General features: G+C 66.6%; 21 protein-coding genes. 13 read left to right on the top strand and 8 right to left on the bottom strand.

Translation table 11 applies throughout. From position 1 onward, the window contains the following. Positions 1-19: 19 nt before the first annotated feature. The gene (locus G9473_RS05110; RefSeq protein ID WP_291136744.1) at positions 20-928 is read left to right on the top strand and encodes an energy transducer TonB; all 909 of its coding nucleotides are present in this window, start codon (positions 20-22) and stop codon (positions 926-928) included. Between the two features lie 330 nt (positions 929-1,258). Continuing rightward, a complete protein-coding gene (locus tag G9473_RS05115) occupies positions 1,259-1,711 on the top strand; it encodes a hypothetical protein (RefSeq protein WP_291136747.1) in 453 nt (150 codons plus the stop codon). A 183-nt stretch (positions 1,712-1,894) separates the two neighbouring features. Here the strand turns inward: G9473_RS05115 and G9473_RS05120 are convergent, their stop codons facing one another. From G9473_RS05120 to G9473_RS05135, 4 genes are all read right to left on the bottom strand, one after another. Then, entirely contained in the window at positions 1,895-3,700 is a 1,806-nt protein-coding gene (locus G9473_RS05120; protein ID WP_291136750.1) for an acyl-CoA dehydrogenase C-terminal domain-containing protein, read from the bottom strand. A gap of 46 nt (positions 3,701-3,746) precedes the next feature. Next, complete coding sequence (locus G9473_RS05125; protein ID WP_291136753.1) at positions 3,747-4,229, bottom strand: MerR family DNA-binding transcriptional regulator; 483 nt, start codon at positions 4,227-4,229, stop codon at positions 3,747-3,749. A 58-nt stretch (positions 4,230-4,287) separates the two neighbouring features. Beyond that, positions 4,288-4,686 carry a phosphoribosyl-AMP cyclohydrolase gene (gene hisI / locus G9473_RS05130; protein WP_291136756.1) on the bottom strand — a complete coding sequence of 133 codons (399 nt, stop codon included), beginning with the start codon at positions 4,684-4,686 and terminating at the stop codon, positions 4,288-4,290. A 342-nt stretch (positions 4,687-5,028) separates the two neighbouring features. Next, positions 5,029-5,898 carry a ComF family protein gene (locus tag G9473_RS05135; RefSeq protein ID WP_291136760.1) on the bottom strand — a complete coding sequence of 290 codons (870 nt, stop codon included), beginning with the start codon at positions 5,896-5,898 and terminating at the stop codon, positions 5,029-5,031. 68 nt (positions 5,899-5,966) lie between these two features. Between G9473_RS05135 and G9473_RS05140 the strand changes: the two genes are divergently transcribed. Then, positions 5,967-6,731 (top strand): methyltransferase, encoded by a 765-nt coding sequence (locus G9473_RS05140; RefSeq protein ID WP_291136762.1) that lies wholly within the window; start codon positions 5,967-5,969, stop codon positions 6,729-6,731. Here the strand turns inward: G9473_RS05140 and ppdK are convergent. The 3 genes from ppdK to G9473_RS05155 all read right to left on the bottom strand — a co-directional run bounded on the left by ppdK (position 6,728) and on the right by G9473_RS05155 (position 12,846). Further along, on the bottom strand, positions 6,728-9,445 hold the full coding sequence (gene ppdK, locus G9473_RS05145) for a pyruvate, phosphate dikinase (RefSeq protein ID WP_291136765.1): 2,718 nt from the start codon (positions 9,443-9,445) through the stop codon (positions 6,728-6,730). The two genes, G9473_RS05140 and ppdK, sit on opposite strands and share 4 nt — an antisense overlap. 123 nt (positions 9,446-9,568) lie before the next feature. Next, positions 9,569-11,917: a glycine--tRNA ligase subunit beta gene (gene glyS / locus G9473_RS05150; protein WP_291136768.1), complete on the bottom strand. Its 2,349-nt coding sequence runs from the start codon at positions 11,915-11,917 to the stop codon at positions 9,569-9,571. Then, a complete protein-coding gene (locus tag G9473_RS05155) occupies positions 11,917-12,846 on the bottom strand; it encodes a glycine--tRNA ligase subunit alpha (RefSeq protein ID WP_291136771.1) in 930 nt (309 codons plus the stop codon). The genes glyS and G9473_RS05155 overlap by 1 nt, the downstream gene beginning before the upstream one ends. Positions 12,847-13,097: 251 nt before the next feature. On the opposite strand from G9473_RS05155, the gene G9473_RS05160 reads away from it, so the two are divergent. The 10 genes from G9473_RS05160 to G9473_RS05205 all read left to right on the top strand — a co-directional run bounded on the left by G9473_RS05160 (position 13,098) and on the right by G9473_RS05205 (position 19,726). Beyond that, a complete protein-coding gene (locus G9473_RS05160) occupies positions 13,098-13,226 on the top strand; it encodes a hypothetical protein (protein WP_291136774.1) in 129 nt (42 codons plus the stop codon). A 4-nt stretch (positions 13,227-13,230) separates the two neighbouring features. After that, complete coding sequence (locus G9473_RS05165; RefSeq protein WP_034901401.1) at positions 13,231-13,431, top strand: helix-turn-helix transcriptional regulator; 201 nt, start codon at positions 13,231-13,233, stop codon at positions 13,429-13,431. After that, complete coding sequence (locus tag G9473_RS05170) at positions 13,428-13,868, top strand: hypothetical protein (RefSeq protein WP_291136780.1); 441 nt, start codon at positions 13,428-13,430, stop codon at positions 13,866-13,868. Before G9473_RS05165 ends, G9473_RS05170 begins: the two co-directional genes overlap by 4 nt. Before the next feature lie 66 nt (positions 13,869-13,934). Beyond that, positions 13,935-14,846, top strand: a complete 912-nt coding sequence (locus G9473_RS05175; RefSeq protein WP_291136783.1) for a TraB/GumN family protein — start codon at positions 13,935-13,937, stop codon at positions 14,844-14,846. A 65-nt stretch (positions 14,847-14,911) separates the two neighbouring features. Next, complete coding sequence (locus tag G9473_RS05180; RefSeq protein ID WP_291136786.1) at positions 14,912-15,778, top strand: TraB/GumN family protein; 867 nt, start codon at positions 14,912-14,914, stop codon at positions 15,776-15,778. A gap of 146 nt (positions 15,779-15,924) precedes the next feature. Further along, on the top strand, positions 15,925-16,599 hold the full coding sequence (locus tag G9473_RS05185; RefSeq protein WP_291136789.1) for a 50S ribosomal protein L25/general stress protein Ctc: 675 nt from the start codon (positions 15,925-15,927) through the stop codon (positions 16,597-16,599). A gap of 138 nt (positions 16,600-16,737) precedes the next feature. Then, the gene (gene pth, locus G9473_RS05190; RefSeq protein ID WP_291136791.1) at positions 16,738-17,307 is read left to right on the top strand and encodes an aminoacyl-tRNA hydrolase; all 570 of its coding nucleotides are present in this window, start codon (positions 16,738-16,740) and stop codon (positions 17,305-17,307) included. A 47-nt stretch (positions 17,308-17,354) separates the two neighbouring features. Continuing rightward, on the top strand, positions 17,355-17,660 hold the full coding sequence (locus tag G9473_RS05195; protein ID WP_291136794.1) for a (2Fe-2S) ferredoxin domain-containing protein: 306 nt from the start codon (positions 17,355-17,357) through the stop codon (positions 17,658-17,660). A gap of 75 nt (positions 17,661-17,735) precedes the next feature. Then, entirely contained in the window at positions 17,736-18,836 is a 1,101-nt protein-coding gene (gene ychF, locus G9473_RS05200) for a redox-regulated ATPase YchF (RefSeq protein ID WP_291136797.1), read from the top strand. A gap of 89 nt (positions 18,837-18,925) precedes the next feature. Further along, positions 18,926-19,726: a DUF1206 domain-containing protein gene (locus G9473_RS05205; protein ID WP_291136801.1), complete on the top strand. Its 801-nt coding sequence runs from the start codon at positions 18,926-18,928 to the stop codon at positions 19,724-19,726. Positions 19,727-19,742: 16 nt separating this feature from the next. On the opposite strand, the gene G9473_RS05210 is transcribed toward G9473_RS05205, so the two are convergent. After that, on the bottom strand, positions 19,743-20,408 hold the full coding sequence (locus tag G9473_RS05210; protein ID WP_291136804.1) for a methyltransferase domain-containing protein: 666 nt from the start codon (positions 20,406-20,408) through the stop codon (positions 19,743-19,745). Positions 20,409-20,418: the final 10 nt, after the last annotated feature.

Genomic DNA, 20,418 nt, shown 5'->3' on the forward strand with positions numbered 1-20,418 from the left:
ACGGGAAGGGGGATGCGCCGTGTTCGCTAGAAGCGCCCGCCGGGAATTTCCGGGCCTGTACGCGTGGTATCGCGATAATCTCGCCGATGCCTGCACGGCGGCGGGATTCGATCTCGACTCCGAACTCGACAAGCATGAAGCCATGATGCGCCGCCAGCGCAGGAGGTGGCGCAAGACCGTGGCGAAGGGCGAACCGGCGCAGGAGCGGGACGGCATCGTTCAGGCCATGATCGCCAATATCGCCGCGGAATCTCCCGATCTGCGAGGCACGGACGACGAGATGGCGCGCCTTGCCGGTCTCCATGACGGCCTCGCCACGCTGTTCAGCATATTCTTCTGCCAGGGACCGGCTTTCGCGCAAGGCTCGCAGGAGCAGGACGGCGCGGCCTTCGAAGGCAGGATGCGCCATGTCCGGCTGTTCGTCTCCGATCTCGTGACGCAGGCACGCTCGCGCGATGAGCTGCTGCGGCTCGAGGCCGAAAACCCCGCCTACCGGATATGGCTCGCGACGCTGACGGTCGCGCTCAAACGGATCGACGGCGTGGACGAGGTCGATCCCGCGCTGGAAGCCGCTTTCGATCCGGTCACGCTCACGTCGCCTGACCGGTCCTTTGCGCAGGACCGCTCGTCCCATCAAAGCCCCCCACGCCTGCGCGATCCGCAACGGCTCGCCGCGGCCATGAGCGATCATTATCCCTCGCGCGCGCTGCGCGAAGGGTTGGAGGGCGAGGTCGGTATCCGCGCCGAGGTCGATGCGCAAGGGCGGGTCAACACCTGCACGGTGGAACGATCCTGCGGGCACGCGGTGCTGGACGAGGCGACCTGCAAGCTGGTTTCTCGCGCGGCGCGCTTCGACCCGGCCCGCAGCGCGGCGGGCGACGCGGTCCCCGGGGAATATTCGGGCACGATTGCATGGCGGCTCGGATAGGCCCGGCAGCGCCGGGGCCGACCGTTTCGGGGCAGACCTGACCCGCCTGTTTTAGGCGCTTGCGCCCCCTTTCCGGCGCAGTCTGGCGAGCTTTTCGGAAAGCCGCTCGAAGCGGCCGCGCGCCCAGTCCGATCATTTTCCGCAGGCGAGCCGTCTCTTCGGCTTCCCGACGCTGGTGCAGTCGCTCGTGAGATCGCTCCCATCACGGCGGTCCGGGCAGGCTGTCGCGGCCCGATTCGAGGACTGGAATTAGGGTTTTCCTTAACCGGCGCGCGCTAAGCGCCGGGACAGTCTTCGAAGACAACCCGGACAGTTCGGACCCATGCGCCCATGAAATTCATCAAGCTCGAATCGCGCGGCGGCAATTACCTCGTCGTGGCCGAGAACGTCGCCTGGCTTCGCACCGCCGAGAACGGCCAGACCAGCGTCGGGATCATCGGGGGCCAACCGCTGCTGGTGGTGGGCACGATCGAGGAGGTGGCCCAGAAGATCCTCGACGGTGCCGGATCGGACGACGCGCCCGCAGCCCCGGCGCAAGCCCACGCGCCGCAAGCCGCCGCACCCGAGCCGCAGGCCGCTGCCGCGCCTGAGCCCGAAGCGCCTGTCGCGCATGAGCCGGATTCCGAGCCAGTCGAAGCGAACACCGCGCCCCAGCCCGCCCCTGCCCCCTCCCCTGCCGCGCCGGTCGCGCCAAAGCGGGTCGCAGCCGCGCCACCGCGGCAGATGAAGAAGGGCAAGACGCTCGCCGAACGCGTCGCCGCAGCGGCCGCCGCCGCCCGGTGACCTCCCACGGGGGTGGATGCGGCCTCACCTTTCCAATTGCGCGCGCCCTGCCAGCTTCGCCCGGTCCCATTGTGCGGCCGCCGCACGCAAATCGCGGGCCGCCATATCGAAGTATGACGACCCGCGGACGAAGTCAGTGAACTTGCTCGCCGCGACCCGGGGTCGTGGCGATTGTCGGACGCGTTACGCGGCGGTGGCGAAGGCGTCCTCGGTGAGCTTCATCATGTTGTCCGAACCCGCCTCGAGCTTGCGCCGCAGCGCGCCCGCATCGGGCAGCCAGCGTTCCGCGTAATAGGCCGCCGAGGTAAGCTTGGCCTCGTAGAACGCCTTGTCCTGCGGATCGCCCGCCAGCGCGTCCTTCGCGACCTTCGCCATCTTCAGCCACATATAGCCGAGCGTCACGATGCCCATGATGTGCATATAGTGATGCGCGCCCGCGCCGAGGTGGTTGGGGTTCTGCATCGCGTTCTGCATGAACCACATGGTCGCCGCCTTCTGCTCGCCCAGCGCCTTGTCGAGGGCGGCGGCGATGGGGCCGAGCGTTTCGTCGTCCTTCACGCTGGCGATTTCCTCGTCGATAACGGCGAAGAATTTCTGGATGGCCTTGCCGCCCTTGGCCGGCAGCTTGCGCCCGCACAGGTCCATCGCCTGCACGCCGTTGGTGCCTTCGTAGATCATGGCGATGCGGCTATCGCGCACGAACTGCTCCATGCCCCATTCCTTGACGTAGCCGTGCCCGCCATAGACCTGCTGCATGTTGTTCGCGATGTCATAGCCCTTGTCGGTGCCGTAGCCCTTGATGACCGGGGTCATGAGGCCGATCAGCATATCGGCTTCCTCGCGCTCTTCCTGCGTCTGGGCCTTGTGCGTGAGATCGACCTGCAGCGCGCCCCACAGGCACAGCGCGCGCATACCTTCGTTGAAGACCTTGGCGTCCATCAGCATCCGGCGCACGTCGGGGTGGACGAAGATCGGGTCAGCCTTGGCCTCGGTGTCCTTGGGACCGGTGAGCGCGCGGCCCTGACGGCGGTCGAGCGCGTAGGTGACCGCGTTCTGGTAAGAGACTTCGGCCTGGGCGAGACCCTGCAGGCCCACGCCGAGACGCGCGGCGTTCATCATGATGAACATGGCGGCAAGGCCCTTGTTCTCCTCGCCGACCATCCAGCCCTTGGCGCCGTCGTAGTTGAGCACGCAGGTCGCGTTGCCGTGAATGCCCATCTTCTTCTCGATCGACCCGCAGGAAACGCCGTTGCGCTCCCCCGGCTCGCCGTTCTCGTCGAGGATGTACTTGGGCACGATGAAGAGCGAGATGCCCTTCGACGAATCCGGCGCGCCCGGCGTCTTGGCAAGGACGAGGTGGATGATGTTGCTGGTGAGGTCGTGCTCACCCGCCGAGATGAAGATCTTGGTCCCGGTGATCGAATAGGATCCGTCCTCGTTCGGCTCGGCCTTGGTGCGGATCATGCCGAGATCGGTCCCGCAATGCGGCTCGGTCAGGTTCATCGTGCCCGACCACTCGCCCGAGATCATCTTGGGCAGGTAGGTGTCCTTCTGCTCCTGCGAGCCCGCCGCCTCGATCGCGGCGGTCGCGCCGTTGGTGAGGCCGGGATACATAGCGAAAGCCTGGTTGGCGGTGCCGGTGTATTCCTCGATCACGAAGCCGAGCACGTGCGGCAGGCCCTGCCCGCCATATTCGACCGGCTTGGCGATCGTGCCCCACCCGCTTTCGACGTAGGCGTCATAGGCTTCCTTGAAGCCCGGGGGCGTCGTGACCGAGCCGTCCTCGTGGCGGGTGCAGCCGTGTTCGTCGCCGATCTGGTTCAGGGGCGCGAGCACTTCGGAGCAGAACTTGCCCGCCTCGTTGATGACCGTGTCGATCATGTCGGGCGTGGCGTTCTCGAAGCCCGGCAGGTTGCCGTAGCTGGCAAGGTCGAGCATCTCGTTGACGACGAAACGCGTGTCGCGGGTCGGGGCGGTATAGGTCGGCATCGCTGTGATCCCTTTTCAAGCGGGGTGGAGTTCGGCGGGGTGTTCCTCAGCCGAGGTCGAGCTTTTCGATCTCGGCGACGAATTCGGTGAGATCCCTGATCGAGGAATCGATGTCGGCACGCTGCGCCTTCAGCTTGGCGATGTGTTTGCGACATTTCTCGATCGTGACGCGGCGCTGTTCGACGCGGCCGTCGTCGAGGTCGTAAAGGTCGATCATCTCGCGGATCTCGGTGAGCGAGAAGCCGACATTCTTGGCCCGCATGATCCAGGCGAGCCGCGCACGGTCGCGCTTGGAATAGACGCGGGTGAGCCCGACGCGCGCCGGGCTGATGAGCCCTTCGTCCTCGTAGAAACGCAGGGCGCGCGCGGTGCAGCCGAATTCCGAGGTCAGGTCGGAAATCGAGTACTGCTCGCGCTCGTGCTTGTCGGGCCGGTCGAGATGCGCGCTGCTGCGGCGCTGCTCGTTATCGGCGGCGGGTCTGGAATCGGTCGATCCCGATGCGGACTTGCGGGCCGGTGCGGTAACCATGCCCTCGCCCTACCTTCCCTTTACGTCAGCGTCAAGTCTTGACCCTTAGGAGAATGGGCTAGCGCTCGATCGGCGAAAGCGCCTCGGCATCATCGGCGCCGGGGTCGATCCGGCGATAGAAGCAGCTCTTCTCGCCCGTGTGGCAGGTCGGCCCATGCGGGCGGGCGCGGATCACCAGCGAATCCTGATCGCAATCGACCAGCATCTCCTCGACCTCGAGGAAATTTCCCGAAGTCTCGCCCTTGGTCCATAATTCGCCGCGCGAGCGCGACCAGAAGGTCACCCGCCCGCTTTCCCGCGTCTTCGCCAGCGCCTCGGCGTTCATCCACGCGAGCACCAGCACCTCGCCCGTGCCCGCATCGACCACCACCGCCGGGATCAGGCCCGACGCGTCGAACACCGGCGCGAAACGCGTGCCGCGCTCGCGTTCTTCCTTCGAGATCGCGCGTCCATTCACGATTGCGCTCCTTTCCCGCCCGCCATGGGACGCTTGGCCGTGAGCCTCAAGCCCTTCTTGTTGCATGATGACAACAGATGACAACGAAATGTCCGCCGGGTTTCGTTTTGACCTTCCAGACTCCGCGGCAGAATGGAACAACACGCGTATGGGCTGGCAACGGCCCACCACCGAACACCGGCGGCCTTTCCGAAAGGCAGGACGCCAGGTTCAGGGGGTGACCGGAAAGCTGCCGACAGCGGGGTGTCGGCGCATCCGGTTGAACGATGAGGGATAGGATCCCGGCGGCCAAGTTAGGGGGTGGCCGCCGACAGCTCTCAGGAGCGGATCCGCATCATTTCGTCACGTGGCGCCCGGGGTCTTCATGGCCTCGGGCGTTGTGTTTTCGGCCTCCTGAGCCTTGCGTTCCGTGCCCTTTCCCGGTGCGTCCGGTTTTCGCTCGCCGTCCATCCCGCGCCCGTCCACCACCCGCGCGAAGCACGCCACCCGCACCTCCCGCGCGCCGCCGTCGAGCAGCGCAGCAACGCAGGCATCGCTGGTCGCCCCGCTGGTGAGCACGTCGTCGACCAGGATGACCTCCCGCCCGGCTATGCGCTTCGCGCGCGCCGGATTGACCGCAATCGCGCCTGCCAGCATGGCCTCGCGCGCCTCGCGTCCCAGCCCGCCGAGGCTGCGGGTCGCCTTGCGCCGCACCAGCCCATCGACCAGCAATTCGCCCTTGCCCTGCCGCGCCAGTTCCCGCGCCAGCAGCGCCGACTGGTTGTAGCCGCGCTGCCAGATGCGCCAGCGGTGCAGCGGCACCGGGACCAGCAGCGGGGCTCGATCCGCAGCGGGCTCGGGCAGGCGCACCGCGATCAGCCGCGCCATGAGCGAGGCGAGCGCGATCTTTCCGCCGTGCTTGAAGCTGAGCAGCAGCCTGCGCGAAGCATCGTCGTAGAGCGTTGCGGCATGGATGCCCGAATGGCGCGGCGGCGCGGCGCGGCAGGCGAAACAGGTCTCGTCCTTCGCCGCCGCCGCGCTCCCCAGCGGGCGCTGGCACAGGTCGCACGCGGGATCGCCCGGTATTTCCAGCTCGCCGTAGCAATCGACGCACAGCCCGCCCTGCTCGACCACCGCCTCGCCGCACAGCGGGCAGCGCGGCGGATAGACCAGATCGACCAGCGGCCTCAGCCCGGCGGCGAGATGACCGCCCTTCCTTCCCGATTTTCCCATGCGCGACCCTCCCCGGCGAACTTGTCGCACGGCTTGCGGCGAGGAGGCAAGCGAGGCAGGAGGCGGCCATGGCAAGCCCGCAAGTCCCACGCATCTTCAGCCCGCACCGCCGCGCCCTGCGCCTCGCGCGCGCCCTCGCCCGCCAGCGCCGCACCGACGCCGCGCGCTTCGTGTGGGAGGACATGGCGAGCGAAATGGTCGAGCGCCTCGCCTTCGTCCGCCACGAGCCGAGCCGCACGCTGGTGATCGGCCCCTGTCCGCAAGACCTGTCCGATTACCTCACCCGCAGCGGGGCGCGTATCGCGGACGGAAGCGGCTTCGACCTCGAAGCGCCTTTTCCCGAGACCGGGTTCGATTTCATCGCCGTTCTGGGCGAGCTCGATGCGGTCAACGACCTGCCGGGCGCGCTCATCCACCTGCGCGGCGCGCTCGAACCGGGCGGGCTTGTCATCGCCAGCTTCGTCGGGGGCCAGAGCCTGCCCGCCCTGCGCGCCGCGATGCTCGCCGCCGAGCCGGATCGCCCCGCGGCGCGGATGCACCCGCTGGTCGATCACCGCGCCGCGCCCGGCCTGCTCCAGCGCGCGGGGTGGAAGGATCCGGTGGTGGATACGCAGGCGCTGAACCTGCGCTATTCGGCGCTCGATACGCTGGTTTCGGACCTGCGCGACCAGGCGCTCGGCAGCGCGCTCGCCGATGCCGCGCCGCCGCTCGGGCGTGCGGCACTGGCGCGGGCGCGCGCGGCCTTCCTAGAGCGGGCCGACGCGGACGGGAAAGTGCCCGAGCGGATCGAGATCGTCACCTTGACCGGGAGGCGTTCTCTCGCCGGAACCTAGCCTTTCTTCAAAGCCGACGTCTTGAGAGCGGCTTGGGCCGCCGCAAGCCGCGCGATCGGCACGCGGTAGGGCGAAGCGCTGACGTAATCGAGCCCGACCTTTTCGCAGAACGCGATGCTCGCCGGGTCGCCGCCATGCTCGCCGCAGATGCCGAGCTTGATGTCGCCCCGCGTCGCCCTGCCCCGCTCGGCGGCGAGTTCGACCAGCTGGCCGACCCCGTCGATGTCGAGGCTGACGAAGGGATCGCGCGGGAAGATGCCCTTGTCGACATAGGTGTTCAGGAACCGCCCCGCATCGTCGCGCGACAGGCCGAGCGTCGTCTGGGTGAGGTCGTTCGTGCCGAAGCTGAAGAATTCGCCTTCCTCGGCGATCTCGCCCGCCATCAGCGCGGCGCGCGGCAGTTCGATCATCGTGCCGACGAGATAGGCGATGCGCGTGCCCTTCTCCTCGAAGACCTCCTCCGCCACCCGCTCGACCAGCGCGCGCAGCACGGCGAGTTCCTTCTTCGTCGCGACCAGCGGGATCATGATTTCGGGCAGGGGCGCGTCGCCGCTTTCCGCCTCGACCGCGCAGGCCGCCTCGAAGATGGCGCGCGCCTGCATTTCGTAGATCTCGGGATAGGTGATCCCGAGGCGGCAGCCGCGATGGCCGAGCATGGGGTTGAATTCGTGGAGCTCGTTCGCGCGCCGCTTGAGGTGGTCGACGCCCAGCCCGGTCGCGTCGGAAAGCTCGGCGAATTCCTCGTCGCGGGTCGGGAGGAATTCGTGCAGCGGCGGGTCGAGCAGGCGGATCGTGCAGGGAAGCCCCGCCATGACCTCGAAGATCGCGGTGAAATCGGCGCGCTGTTCGGGCAGGAGCTGGTCCAGCGCCTTGCGCCGCCCGGCCTCGTCCTCGGCAAGGATCATCTGGCGCACGGCCTTGATCCTGCCTGCGTCGAAGAACATATGCTCGGTGCGGCACAGGCCGATGCCTTCCGCGCCGAACTGGCGCGCCATGCGGCAGTCCTCGGGCGTTTCGGCATTGGTGCGCACTTTCATCCGGCGCAGTTCGTCGGCCCATTCCATCAGCGTTGCGAAATCGCCCGCGAGCTCGGGCTCGACGGTCGGCACTTCGCCCAGCATGACCTGGCCGTTGCCGCCGTCGAGGGTGATGGTGTCGCCTTCCTTGAGTTCACTCGAGCCGATCCGCAGCGTGCGCTGATTGCGGTCGATCGAAATGCCGCCCGCGCCCGAGACGCAGGGGCGCCCCATGCCGCGCGCGACGACGGCGGCGTGGCTCGTCATCCCGCCGCGCGCGGTGAGGATGCCCTTGGCCGCGTGCATTCCGTGGATGTCTTCGGGCGACGTCTCGACCCGCACGAGGATGACCTTGTCGCCGCGGTTGGCCCATTGCTCGGCCGTGTCGGCGTCGAGCACGATCCTGCCCGCAGCCGCGCCGGGAGAGGCGGGAAGGCCCGTGGTCAGGACATTGCGCTCCGCCTCGGGATCGAGCGTCGGGTGGAGCAGCTGGTCCAATGCCATCGGGTCGATCCGCCGCACCGCCTCGGCGCGGTCGATCAGGCCCTCGTCCACCATGTCGGTCGCCATCTTGAGCGCGGCCTTGGCGGTGCGCTTGCCGGTGCGGGTCTGGAGCATCCAGAGCTTCCCGCGCTCGACGGTGAATTCGATGTCCTGCATATCCTTGTAGTGGCTTTCGAGCAGGTCGAAGACGCGCGCGAGTTCGGCGTAGGCGTCTGGCAGGGCTTCTTCCATCGAAAGCGGCTTGGCGCCCGCCGCCTCGCGCGCGGCCTTGGTGAGATATTGCGGCGTGCGGATGCCCGCGACCACGTCCTCGCCTTGCGCGTTGATGAGGTATTCGCCGTAATAGCTCTTCTCGCCGGTCGAGGGGTCGCGGGTGAAGGCGACGCCGGTCGCGGAGGTGTCGCCCATGTTGCCGAACACCATCGCCTGCACGTTCACCGCCGTGCCCCAGTCGGCCGGGATGTCGTTGAGGCGGCGATAGACCTTCGCGCGTTCGGAATCCCAGCTGCCGAAGACCGCCGCGATCGCGCCCCAGAGCTGGTCGTTCACGTCCTGCGGGAAAGGCTCGTCCTGCTCCTCGCGCACGATGCGCTTGTATTCCCCGACCAGCGCGCGCCAGTCGTCGGCGCTCATCTCGGTGTCGTTGTAATAGCCCGCGTCTTCCTTCGCGATCTCGAGCGCTTCCTCGAACAATCCGTGGTCGAGCCCGAGCACCACGTCGGAATACATCTGGATGAAGCGGCGGTAGCTGTCCCAGGCGAAGCGGTCGTCCTCGCTGGTCTTCGCCAGCCCCTCCACCGTCTCGTCGTTGAGCCCGAGATTGAGGACCGTGTCCATCATCCCCGGCATCGACACCCGCGCGCCCGAGCGGACCGAGACGAGGAGCGGGTCCGCCGCGTCGCCGAATGTTTTACCCACCGCCCGCTCTACATGGGCGAGCGCCTCGGCCACCTCGCGCTTGAGGTCGTCGCGGAACGCCTCGCCCGCCTGCAGGTAGCGCACGCATTCCTCGGTGGTGATGGTGAAGCCCGGCGGGACCGGCAGGCCGATGCTCGCCATCTCGGCAAGGTTCGCGCCCTTGCCGCCGGTCACCACCTTGTCGCGCTGGCGCGGATCGTCGTGCGGCGCGTCCCCGCCGAAGCGGTAGACGGTGACGAGGTCGGTATCGGCTGCGGACGCGGTGGCGGTGGTCATTGCTGGTTTCCCCTGTAATCTTGCGCGGCCTGCGGAGGCGTCGCGGAAGGCGCCTTGCGCCCTGTCACGGCAGTCGCGGCCGGTTCCGTCTCGATGATCCCGTGTTGCGCCGAACGCACCATTTCAGCCTTCTATCCGGCCGAAGTCGGCGACTTGCCCGACCGCTCGGGTGAAGCGTGCGAGCAGGTCGAGGCGCGCGGTGCGCTTGGCGGGATCGTCGGCGTTCACGGTCACCTCGTCGAAGAAGGCGTCGATGGGGGCGCGCAATGAGGCAAGCGCCTTCATCGCGTCCTCGAAGCGTTCCTCCCCGACCGCCTTCGCCGCTTGCGGAGCGGCTGCGTCGAGCGCCTCGATCAGAGCGCGTTCGGCGGGTTCTGCGTCATAGGAAAGCGCGCCAGCCCCGCTCTTCGCACCGCGACCAAAGGCCGCGTCGAACTCGGGCTTGCCCGCAAGCGCGAGCGGGTCTTCCTCGCTCGTCTCGGCGACGGGTTCTTCCGCCTGCGGGAGAGCGGTGTCCCACTCCTCCTTCCTGAGGATGTTCGCCGCGCGCTTGTAGCCTGCCAGCAGGTTCGCCCCGTCCTCGGTCGCGACGAAGGACTGGAGCGCATGGACCCGGGCGAGCAGGCGCACGAGATCGTCCTCACCGCCGAGCGCGAAGACCGCGTCGATCAGGTCGTGGCGGACGCCCGCTTCGCGCTGCTGGACCTTGAGGCGGTCAACAATGAACTCGAACACGTCATTCTTGACCGACTCGAAATCAGACTCATCGTGTAGTCGATCAATTACGACAACTGCGGCGGTTAGGGCTTTGGGAACGGGAAGTTCCAACCCCCTGAATTTAATGATTTGTTTCGAGAGGTCGAAAGATAAATCAGTTCGCGCATCCTCAACTTCAACAAGATCATCGTCATAAAACGAAATGATCTTATCTAGAGACTGCGTCATGAGATTATTCAGTGCGAGAGTGATTAGTGATTGAACGCTGGCACGGACGCGCTTTTCTAAGACAATCCGGATAAAGCCCAGAGTTGCCCTCCGAAGGGCATAGGGATCTTTCGAGCCCGTTGGGCGCTCATTGATGGCAAAAAATGACGACACTTGTTCGAGCTTGTCGGCCATTGCGAGACTATAAGCCAAGGGTGCGTCAGGCACGGGATCGGATGGGCCCGTGGGCAGATAGTGATCTCGGATCGCTTCAGCGATTGAATTACGCGCTCCCTCAGCCTCAGCGTAATAATAACCCATCAGGCCTTGTAGCTCGGGAAACTCCCCAACCATTTCTGTGACCAAGTCGGCTTTGGCCGCATAGCTTAACTGTATACCTCTCGAGACGAATTCATCTAGTTTGCCCGGCTTTGATGTGATCTGCCCAAAAAGCTTACCTACGCGAACGCAACGTTCGGCCACCGTCCCGAGCTTCTCATGGAAGGTGATCCGCTCCAGCCCCTTGGCGTGCTCTTCCAGCGTCTTCTTCTGGTCCTGCTCCCAGAAGAAGCGCGCATCGGCGAGCCGCGCGGCCAGGACCTTGCGGTTGCCGTCGACCACCACGGCGGGTTCGAGCGCGTCGATGTTCGCGGTGCACACGAAGGCGTTGGCGAGCTTGCCCGCCTTGTCCTCGCACACGAAATATTTCTGGTTCACCCGCGCGGAAAGCTGGATCACCTCGCTCGGCACTTCGAGGAACGCCTCGTCGAAGCGGCCGAGCAGCGGGGCGGGCCATTCGGTCAACCCTGCGTTCTCGACCACCAGCCCCTCGTCCTCGACCAGCACGAGGCCCGCCGCCTTGGCCGCCTTGCGCGCGCCTTCGCGGATGATGCCGGCGCGTTCCTCGTGATCGACGACGACGAAGGCTTCGCGCAGCTTGGCGGCGTAATCGTCGGCGCTGTCGATGGTCACCGGGCCGGAGGAATGGAAGCGATGGCCCATCGTCTCGCGCCCGCTCGCAAGGCCATCCATCACGCAGGGCACGACCTCGCCGCCGAGCAGCGCGACGATGCCCGACAGCGGGCGCACCCAGCGCGTGCTTTCCGGGCTGATCGACGCCTCGCCCCAGCGCATCGACTTGGGCCACGAAAAATCGCGGATGATGGCGGGAATAGCAGCGGCGAGAAGGTCGCTGACCGCCTGCCCCGGCTTTTCGATCACGGCGAAGTATGTCGCGCGGCCCTTGACCTCGCGTTCCTCCAACTGGTCGCGCGTGACGCCGTTCTTGCGGCAGAAGCCGTCCACCGCCTGATCGGGAGCGCCGACCGGCGGGCCCTTGGCTTCTTCGCGCACCGCCTCGGTCTGCTCGGGCAGCCCGCGCGCGATCAGCGCGAGGCGGCGCGGGGTCGACCACACGGTGACCTCGCCAGCCTCGATCCCGGCGGCCTCCATCTCGCGGCGGAACAGCTTTTCGAGTTCGCCGCGCGCTCCGGCTTGCATCCGGGCGGGGATTTCCTCGGAGCGCAACTCGAGCAGGAAATCGGCCATTACAGGCTCCATCCCGGATGGCTTTCGGCCCAGCGCGGGGCCATTTTCTCGGCATAGGCTTCGCACGAGGAGCGCGCGAGGTCGCGCACGCGGCCCATGTAGCTGGCGCGCTCCTGCACGCTGATGACGCCGCGCGCCTGCAGCAGGTTGAAGATGTGGCTCGCCTCGATCGCCTGTTCGTAGGCGGCGATGGGCACGCCGTTGGCGAGCGCATTGCGGCATTCGCCTTCCGCCTTGGTGAAGAGCGCGAAGAGGCCGTCGGTGTCGGCGACCTCGAAATTCCACTTGGACATCTGGCGCTCGTTCTCGAGGAACACGTCGCCGTAAGAGACCCCGGCGGAATTGAAAGCAAGGTCGTAGACGTTGTCGACGCCCTGGATATACATCGCGAGCCGTTCGAGCCCGTAGGTCAGCTCGCCCGAAACGGGCTTGCAGTCGAAGCCGCCCATCTGCTGGAAATAGGTGAACTGGGTGACTTCCATCCCGTCGCACCACACCTCCCAGCCCAGCCCCCACGCGCCGAGCGTCGGGGATTCCCAGTCGTCCTCGACGAAGCGGATGTCGTGGGCGAGCGGGTTGATGCCGATCGCCTCGAGGCTGCCGAGGTAGAGCTCCTGGATGTCGGGCGGGGACGGCTTCAGGATGACCTGGTACTGGTAGTAGTGCTGCAGCCGGTTGGGGTTCTCGCCATAGCGCCCGTCGGTCGGGCGGCGGCAGGGCTGGACGAAGGCGGCGTTCCAGGGCTCCGGGCCGAGCGCGCGCAGGGTCGTCGCGGTGTGGAACGTGCCCGCGCCCATGCGCATATCGTAGGGCTGCAGGATCACGCAGCCGCGCGCCGCCCAGTAATCGTGCAGCGTGAGGATCATGTCCTGGAAGGACCGGGTCGGATCGCGGCCGGTCTTTGCTGTGGTCTGCGGCGCTTGGCTCATGGCGGCAAGCCCATGGCTCAAGCCCCGCAAAGCGTCAATGCCGCAGCGCAGCAGGGCGGGTCGGGGCGGGCGGGTTCGCCGGGGAGCGGGCGGTGTCGGCGGGACCGTGTTGGTAAGGCAAGCCTGACGCTTGGTCAGGCTCTCTTGACATAGTCAGTGAATCGCGACATATAGTCAGCATAACCTGACAAATTGCCAGGTAGGTGTGACAAGGTTTTCCAACATCCGATTTCACAAAGGGGCCAATGGGTATGACCGACGCGAACTTCGAATCCGGCACCGTCCGCATGAAGCGCTGGCAGGCCATTTGCCTACTCGCGCTGAGCGGCTTTGCGATCGGCACCATTCTCGCCAGGACCGCCGGCGCGCTCGGCTTTTGAGATCGTGAAGAACCGCCTCAAGGTCCTGCGCGCCGAGCGCGACTGGAGCCAGGCCGAACTGGCCGGGCGGCTCGACGTGTCGCGCCAGGCGGTGAACGCGATCGAGACCGGCAAGCACGACCCTTCCCTCCCCCTCGCCTTTCGCATCGCGCGCCTGTTCGAGATGCGGATCGAGGACATCTTCGACGACGGAGAACAGCAATGACCCGCCCCCTCGGCCCCGGCGAAGCGCGCACCCGCCAGCGCCAGCGCCGCCAGCTCGTCTTCATTACCATCGCCGCCCTGCTCGGCGGAGCGATCGGCTTCACGACGGCCTTTTTCGACAAGGGCGACGGGAGCCTGTTCACCGGCGATTGGGAAGCGCTCTCGCTCGATCCGGCCCTTGCCGTCATCCTCGCCATCGCACTCGTCGTCGGCTTCATGGTGCTGCCGCTTTACGGTTTCACCCAGGTCGACGAGATCAAGCGCGAATACAATCTGATCGGCTTCACCGGCGGGTGCATCGCGGTCATTACCGGCTTTCCGGTGTGGGCGGTCCTCTATGCCGGAGGCTTCGTGCCGGCGCCCCATGCCTTCGGCGTGTTCGCCATCGGTTTCGCCGCGATGATGGTTTCCTATCCCATCGCCCGCTTCGTGCGCTGATCTTCGTTCACAGCACCGACACCTTCCCCGCCTAGTAATACGCAACCCCGAAAGGAACCGATTGCCATGAACCTCAAGTCCCTGCTCGCCGCTTCCGCCGCCGGCCTTGCCCTGTTCGCGGCCCAGCCCGCCTTCGCCGAGGACACCGCCCCGCCCGCCGCCGACCTGCCCGCAGGCCCGGAAGGCCCCGCGCTGTGGAGCGTCTCGGACGAGGACACCACCATCTACCTGTTCGGCACGGTCCATGCCCTGCCAAAAGAGGTGAAGTGGTATGACCCCGAGATCGCCGGCGCTCTCGCCGAGGCGGATACGGTCGTCACCGAGATCAGGATGGACCCCGGCAGCGAGGCGGCGATGCAGCAGCTCGCCATGAGCAAGGGGCAGCTTCCCGCCGGCACGACCCTGCGCTCGCTGCTCGATGAAGAACAGACCGCCGCCTACGAAGCCGCGCTTGCCAAGATCGGCGTGCCCGCCGCCGCCTTCGACCCGCTCAAGCCATGGATGGTTGGCCTGTCGCTGACCATGATCCCGCTTATGCAGCAGGGCTATTCGCCCGACAGCGGGGTGGAGAAGATCGTCCTCGCCAAGGCCGGGGACAAGCCGCAGGACGCGCTCGAAACGGCCGAATTCCAGCTCGGCATCTTCGATAGCCTGCCGCAGGAACAGCAGGTCGCCTTCCTCATGTCGGCGGTCGAGGGCATGGACGAGGTCAAGACCATGCTCGATGCGATGGTCGCCGAATGGATCGAGGGCGATGCCGACGCGCTGGCCGAGATCATGAACGACGGCATGGACGACCCCGCGCTCGCCGAGGCCCTGCTCTACCAGCGCAACGCCAACTGGGCGGAATGGATCGAAGACCGCCTTGCCGAGCCGGGCACGGTCTTCATCGCGGTCGGCGCGGGCCACCTTGCTGGCGAGAACAGCGTGCAGGACTATCTCGCCGAAAAGGGCATCGCGACCGCGCGGGTCCAGTGACCGCCCGGGCGCAGGCCGAGGGGGCCCGGAGGGCGCTTGCGCGCCTCCGGGTCCGCACCTTGTGGGTGCTGCTGGCCGCTGGGTTCGCGCTGGCCGCCTGTTCGGGCGGAAGCGAAGAATCCGATCCCGCGCAGCCCGCCAATCCGCTGATCCACGAGATCGCCGATGCCGACGGCGCGGTGCGCGGCTGGCTGATGGGCACGATCCATGCCCTGCCCGATGGCGTCGAATGGCGAACCCCCGCCATTGCCCGGGTCGAAGCCGAGGCCGGCCTGCTGATAGTCGAAATCGCCGACTTCGAGGACCGGGCCGCAAGCGCACGGACCTTCGGCGAACTCGCAACCACGCCGGGCCTTCCGCCGCTCCCACAGCGGATCGCGCCGAGCCTGCGCGACGACCTGGCCGAGCTCATGGCCAAGGCAGGACTCTCCGAGCGCGACACGGGCCGGATCGAAACCTGGGCGGCGGCGCTGATGCTCGCCCGCGTGCAAGGCCCCGGCAGCAGCGCGAACGGGGTCGACCGCGCGTTGGTGAGCGATTTCGCCGGACGCCCGGTCCGCGAACTCGAGGGAACACGCGCGCAGCTTGCGATCTTCGATGCCCTGCCCGAGGCCGACCAGCGCGACCTGCTGCGCGAAGTCGTGGCGGGCGCTGCGGACGTCGGGGCCGATCCCGAAGCTCTTTCCAGCGCGTGGCTCGTCGGCGACGAGGCGGCGCTGGTCGAGGCTGGCGAAAGCGGGATCCTCGCCGATCCGGGGCTGCGCGAAGCCCTGCTGGTGAAACGCAACCGGGCCTGGCGTCCCCCAATCCTCGCCGCGCTCGATAGCGGCGAGCGACCGCTCGTAGCGGTCGGCGCGGCTCATGTCGTCGGGCCGGACGGGCTCGCGGCTCTGCTCGAGGCGGAGGGCTACACTCTCACCCGGCTGCACTGAAGCGTGCTGAAAGCCCGGACGCGCAAGCGAAACGCCTTGCCAATAGCGCGGCATCGCTGTAACGGCCCGCGCTTCGGCGCCATGATCATCCCTGGAGGCGCGGCGCCGCTGACATATCTCATCAACGCATTCGAAAGGCAGACATCATGAGCGACGCTCTCACCCTGCCGGCCGAAGCGCGCGAACGGGCTGGCAAGGGAGCCTCCCGAGCACTTCGCCGCGAAGGTCGGATTCCCGCCGTCATCTATGGCGGCAAGGAAGAACCTACCCCCATCCACGTCGAGGAAAAGGAGCTGGTCAAGCAGCTCGGCACCGGTCACTTCATGAACTCGATCGTCCAGATCGAGCTCGGCGGCAAGACCGTGCGCACCCTTCCCAAGGACGTCGCTCTCCACCCGGTCACCGACCGCCCGATCCACGCCGACTTCCTGCGCCTGTCGAAGGATTCCAAGGTCGAGGTGCTGGTCCCGGTCGTCTTCACCAACGAAGAAAAGGCCCCCGGCCTCAAGAAGGGCGGCGTGCTCAACGTGGTCCGTCACGAGCTCGAACTGGTCTGCGAAGCCGACAAGATCCCGAGCGAGATCGAGATCGACGTGACCGGCAAGGAAGTCGGCGATTCGATCCACATCAGCGAAATCGCCCTGCCCACCGGCAGCGAGAGCGCGATCACCGACCGCGACTTCACCATCGCGACGCTGGTCGCCCCGTCGGCGCTCAAGAAGAGCGAAGGCGCGGCTGCTGCCGAAGGCGAGGACGAGGTGGCTGCCGACGAGGTCGAAGCGACCGAACAGGGCGGCGACGAGGGCGAGGGCGACGAATAAGCCCCCTTCCCCCGATCCACGAGATCACCAAGGAACGCCGGGCGGGAAACCGACCCGGCGTTTTCCTTTGGTGCATGAAAGGGCCCGCGGGCGAGCGACAGCTTGAAGTTTCGCTGCGGCGCTCTAGACGCGCTGGCCATGCAGATTTGGGTTGGCCTTGGAAATCCCGGACCGAAATACGCGCTCCATCGGCACAATGTCGGCTTCATGGCGCTCGACGTCATTGCCGATCTGCATGGCTTCGCCCCCGTCCAGAAGAAGTTCACCGGCTGGGTGCAGGAAGGGCGGATCGGCTCGGCCAAGATCCTGCTGCTGAAACCGGCGACCTTCATGAACGAAAGCGGGCGCAGCGTGGGCGAGGCGATGCGCTTCTACAAGCTCGGCCCCGAAGCGCTCACAGTGTTTCATGACGAGCTCGACCTCGCCCCGTTCAAGGTCAAGGTCAAGCGCGGCGGCGGGACGGCGGGCCACAACGGCCTGCGTTCGATCGACCGGCATCTCGGCCCCGATTTTCGCCGGGTGCGGATCGGGATCGGCCATCCGGGGCACAAGGACCGGGTGACCGGCCACGTGCTCGGCAATTACGCCAAGGCCGAGATGGACGACCTCGCCACCATGCTCGGCGCGATCGGGAACGAAGCGCGCTGGCTTGCCGAGGGCGACGATGCCCGCTTCATGAGCGACGTGGCGCTGCGCCAGCAGGGATAAGGCGCGAAATTGCAACTTCGCCCCGCACCCGTGCGTTGTCGGAGCATATGAAGACCGAAATACGATCGAACTGGAGCCACGCCATTCTCGTCTGCGGCAAGTGCGGCAAGAAAGCGAAGAAACGCGGGCTGACCTTCGGCAAGCACGACCAGACTTTCCGCAAGGCGCTCAAGGCGGCGCTCGGCGCGAAGAAAGGGCGCAAGGCCTCGCTCGGCCTCGTCGAGGTGCCCTGCCTCGACATCTGCCCCAAGAACGGCGTCGTGCTGGTCGACAGCCGAACACCCGGCCAGTGGCGCATCATCACGCCCGATGCCGACATGGACGAACTCGCCCGCCAGCTGAAAGGCGTGTGAGCGCGCCCCCATCTCTCCTCTGGCCTTTGCGCGGCGACCTCTCTATCGCCCCGCGCAGATTTCACGGAGTGACTAATGGGTTTCCGCTGCGGCATCGTGGGCCTTCCCAATGTGGGCAAGTCCACCCTCTTCAACGCCTTGACCGAAACGCAGGCCGCGCAGGCCGCGAACTATCCCTTCTGCACGATCGAGCCCAATGTCGGGCAGGTCGCCGTGCCGGACGAACGGCTCGAGAAGATCGCCGAAATCGCCAAGAGCGCCAAGGTCGTCGCCACGCAGCTCGCCTTCGTCGACATCGCCGGGCTGGTGAAGGGCGCGAGCAAGGGCGAAGGGCTCGGCAACCAGTTCCTAGGCAATATCCGCGAGGTCGATGCGATCGTCCACGTCCTGCGCTGCTTCGAGGACGACGACATCCAGCACGTCTCGAACCGCGTCGATCCCATCGCAGATGCCGAAGTGGTCGAAACCGAGCTGATGCTGGCCGACCTCGAAAGCCTCGAGAAACGCGTGCCCGCCGCGGCCAAGCGCGCGACCGGCGGTGACAAGGAGGCGAAGATCACCGCCAGCGTGCTCGGGCAGGCGCTCGACCTGCTGCGCGAAGGCAAGCCGGCGCGTCTCACCGAGCCCAAGGACGACGAGGAAGCGCGCGTCTTCCGGCAGGCGCAGCTGCTTACGGCCAAGCCCGTCCTTTACGTCTGCAATGTCGCCGAGGACGAGGCAGCAACCGGCAATGCCATGTCGGAAAAGGTCTTCGCCAAGGCCGAAGCCGAAGGCGCGCAGGCGGTCGTCGTTTCCGCCGCGATCGAGGCGGAACTCGTCGCCATGCCGGCCGAGGACCGGGCGGAATATCTCGAATCGCTCGGCCTTTCCGAAAGCGGCCTCGCCCGGGTCATCCGCGCCGGATACAAGCTGCTCGGGCTCAAGACCTTCTTCACCGCCGGCCCCAAGGAAGCGCGCGCCTGGACCTTTCCCGAGGGTGCCAAAGCCCCGCAGGCGGCGGGCGAAATCCACACGGATTTCGAAAAGGGCTTCATTCGCGCCGAGACGATCGCTTACGAGGATTACGTCGCGCTCGGCGGAGAAGCCGCCGCGCGCGAGGCGGGCAAGCTGCGCCAAGAAGGCAAGGAATACCTCGTCCAGGACGGCGACGTGATGCTCTTCAAGTTCAACGTCTGAGAACGCTCCGCCCGGCGCATTTGTCGGAACGATCGCGGCGAAGGCCCCGTTGGTTTGCGGAAAATCGCAATCATCGGGAGAGAAGCGGCGTGGTCGACAAGTCCGAAAAGTTCAACTGGCTCGTGCGGGTCGGCTATTTCAGCCGCGCCGTGCTGTATTTCGTGCTCGGCCTGCTCGCGCTGACGAGCGCCGGGGCGATCAGTGAGGGCTCCGACGGCATCTTCAAGGCGGTCGAGGAGTTTCCCGGCGGCACGACGCTCCTGTGGGTTCTGGTGGTCGGCCTCACCGCCTATGCCCTGTTCCGCTTCGCCTCGCCCGTTTTCGACATCGAGAACAATGGTTCCGACAAGAAGGGCTGGGGCAAGCGGATCGGCCATGCGGGAAGCGGTATCGCCCACCTCGCGCTCGCCTGGACCGCCTACAAGGTCGCGACCGGATCGCCCTCGGGCGGGAGCGGTGCGAGCGGCGCTGCGGCGGGGGTGCTCTCGGTCGAGTTCGGCGGGGTGGTGCTGGGCCTTCTGGGCATCGCCTTCTTCCTTGCCGCGGTGAATCAGGCGGACAAGGCGATTTCGGGCAAGTTCATGCACCGCATCTCGCCGCGCGCGCCCGATGCGACGCGCTGGCTCGGCGGAGCGGGCTTCGCCGCGCGCGGCGTCGTCTATGTCGTGATCGGATGGTCGCTGGTGCAGGCCGGCTTCCTGTCGAGCGGCGCATCGCAGGTGAAGACGCTCGGCGAAGCGGTCGCCTCGCTCGCGGGCACGGGCTGGCTGTTTTCCCTGACGGCGGCGGGCCTGCTGCTGTTCGGGCTCTTCAGCCTGATCCTCGCGCGCTATCGCATCATCCCGGAAATCGACCCGAACCAGGGCGTCCCGCAATTCCGGGCTGGCTGACCCGCCTGAAAAGGCGTCAGGCGGCTTGCTCTTTCCACCCCCACGCAAGAATGCAGGGCGGAACGTTACGCCAGACGAAATCTGTTTCGACCCGATCGAAATGGGCCTTGGTGAGATCGCGCGCGGTCGGCCGGAACTGGTAGGTCATGAACGCCCCGCCGCGCCGAAGCACCCGCCGCGTCGCCGCGACGATCCGTTCGGCGACACCCTCGGGCAGGGTCGACACCGGCAGGCCCGAGAGGACGAAATCGGCCGACTCGTGCCCGAGCTGCTTCACGAAGCGCTCGACATCCTCCGCCGATCCGAGGCGCGCGTGGAAGCGGTCGTCCTTCACCGTCCGGGCGAGATAGTCCACGAAGCGCGGGTTCGTGTCGATCACCAGCAGCTTGCCATCCTTGGGAAGGCGTTCGAGGATGTGGGGGCAGAAAGTGCCGACACCAGGGCCATATTCGACGAAAAGCCTGCAATTCTCCCAGTCGACCCGGTCCAGCATGGCATCGATCGTCACGCGCGAGGACGGGATGACCGAACCGACCATGCGCGGTTCTTCAAGAAAGCCGCGAAAGAAGACGGCGATCGGCCCAAGAACGCGGCCAAGACCCCTTCGGCTGCGTTTTTCCAGCCTGACGCTGCGAGTGCCTGTGTTCATTCCGCTGACCTTCTGCTCCTGGAGCGTTTTCATTGTCTTGCGC

This window comes from Erythrobacter sp. (assembly GCF_011765465.1).
GTDB lineage: Bacteria > Pseudomonadota > Alphaproteobacteria > Sphingomonadales > Sphingomonadaceae > Erythrobacter.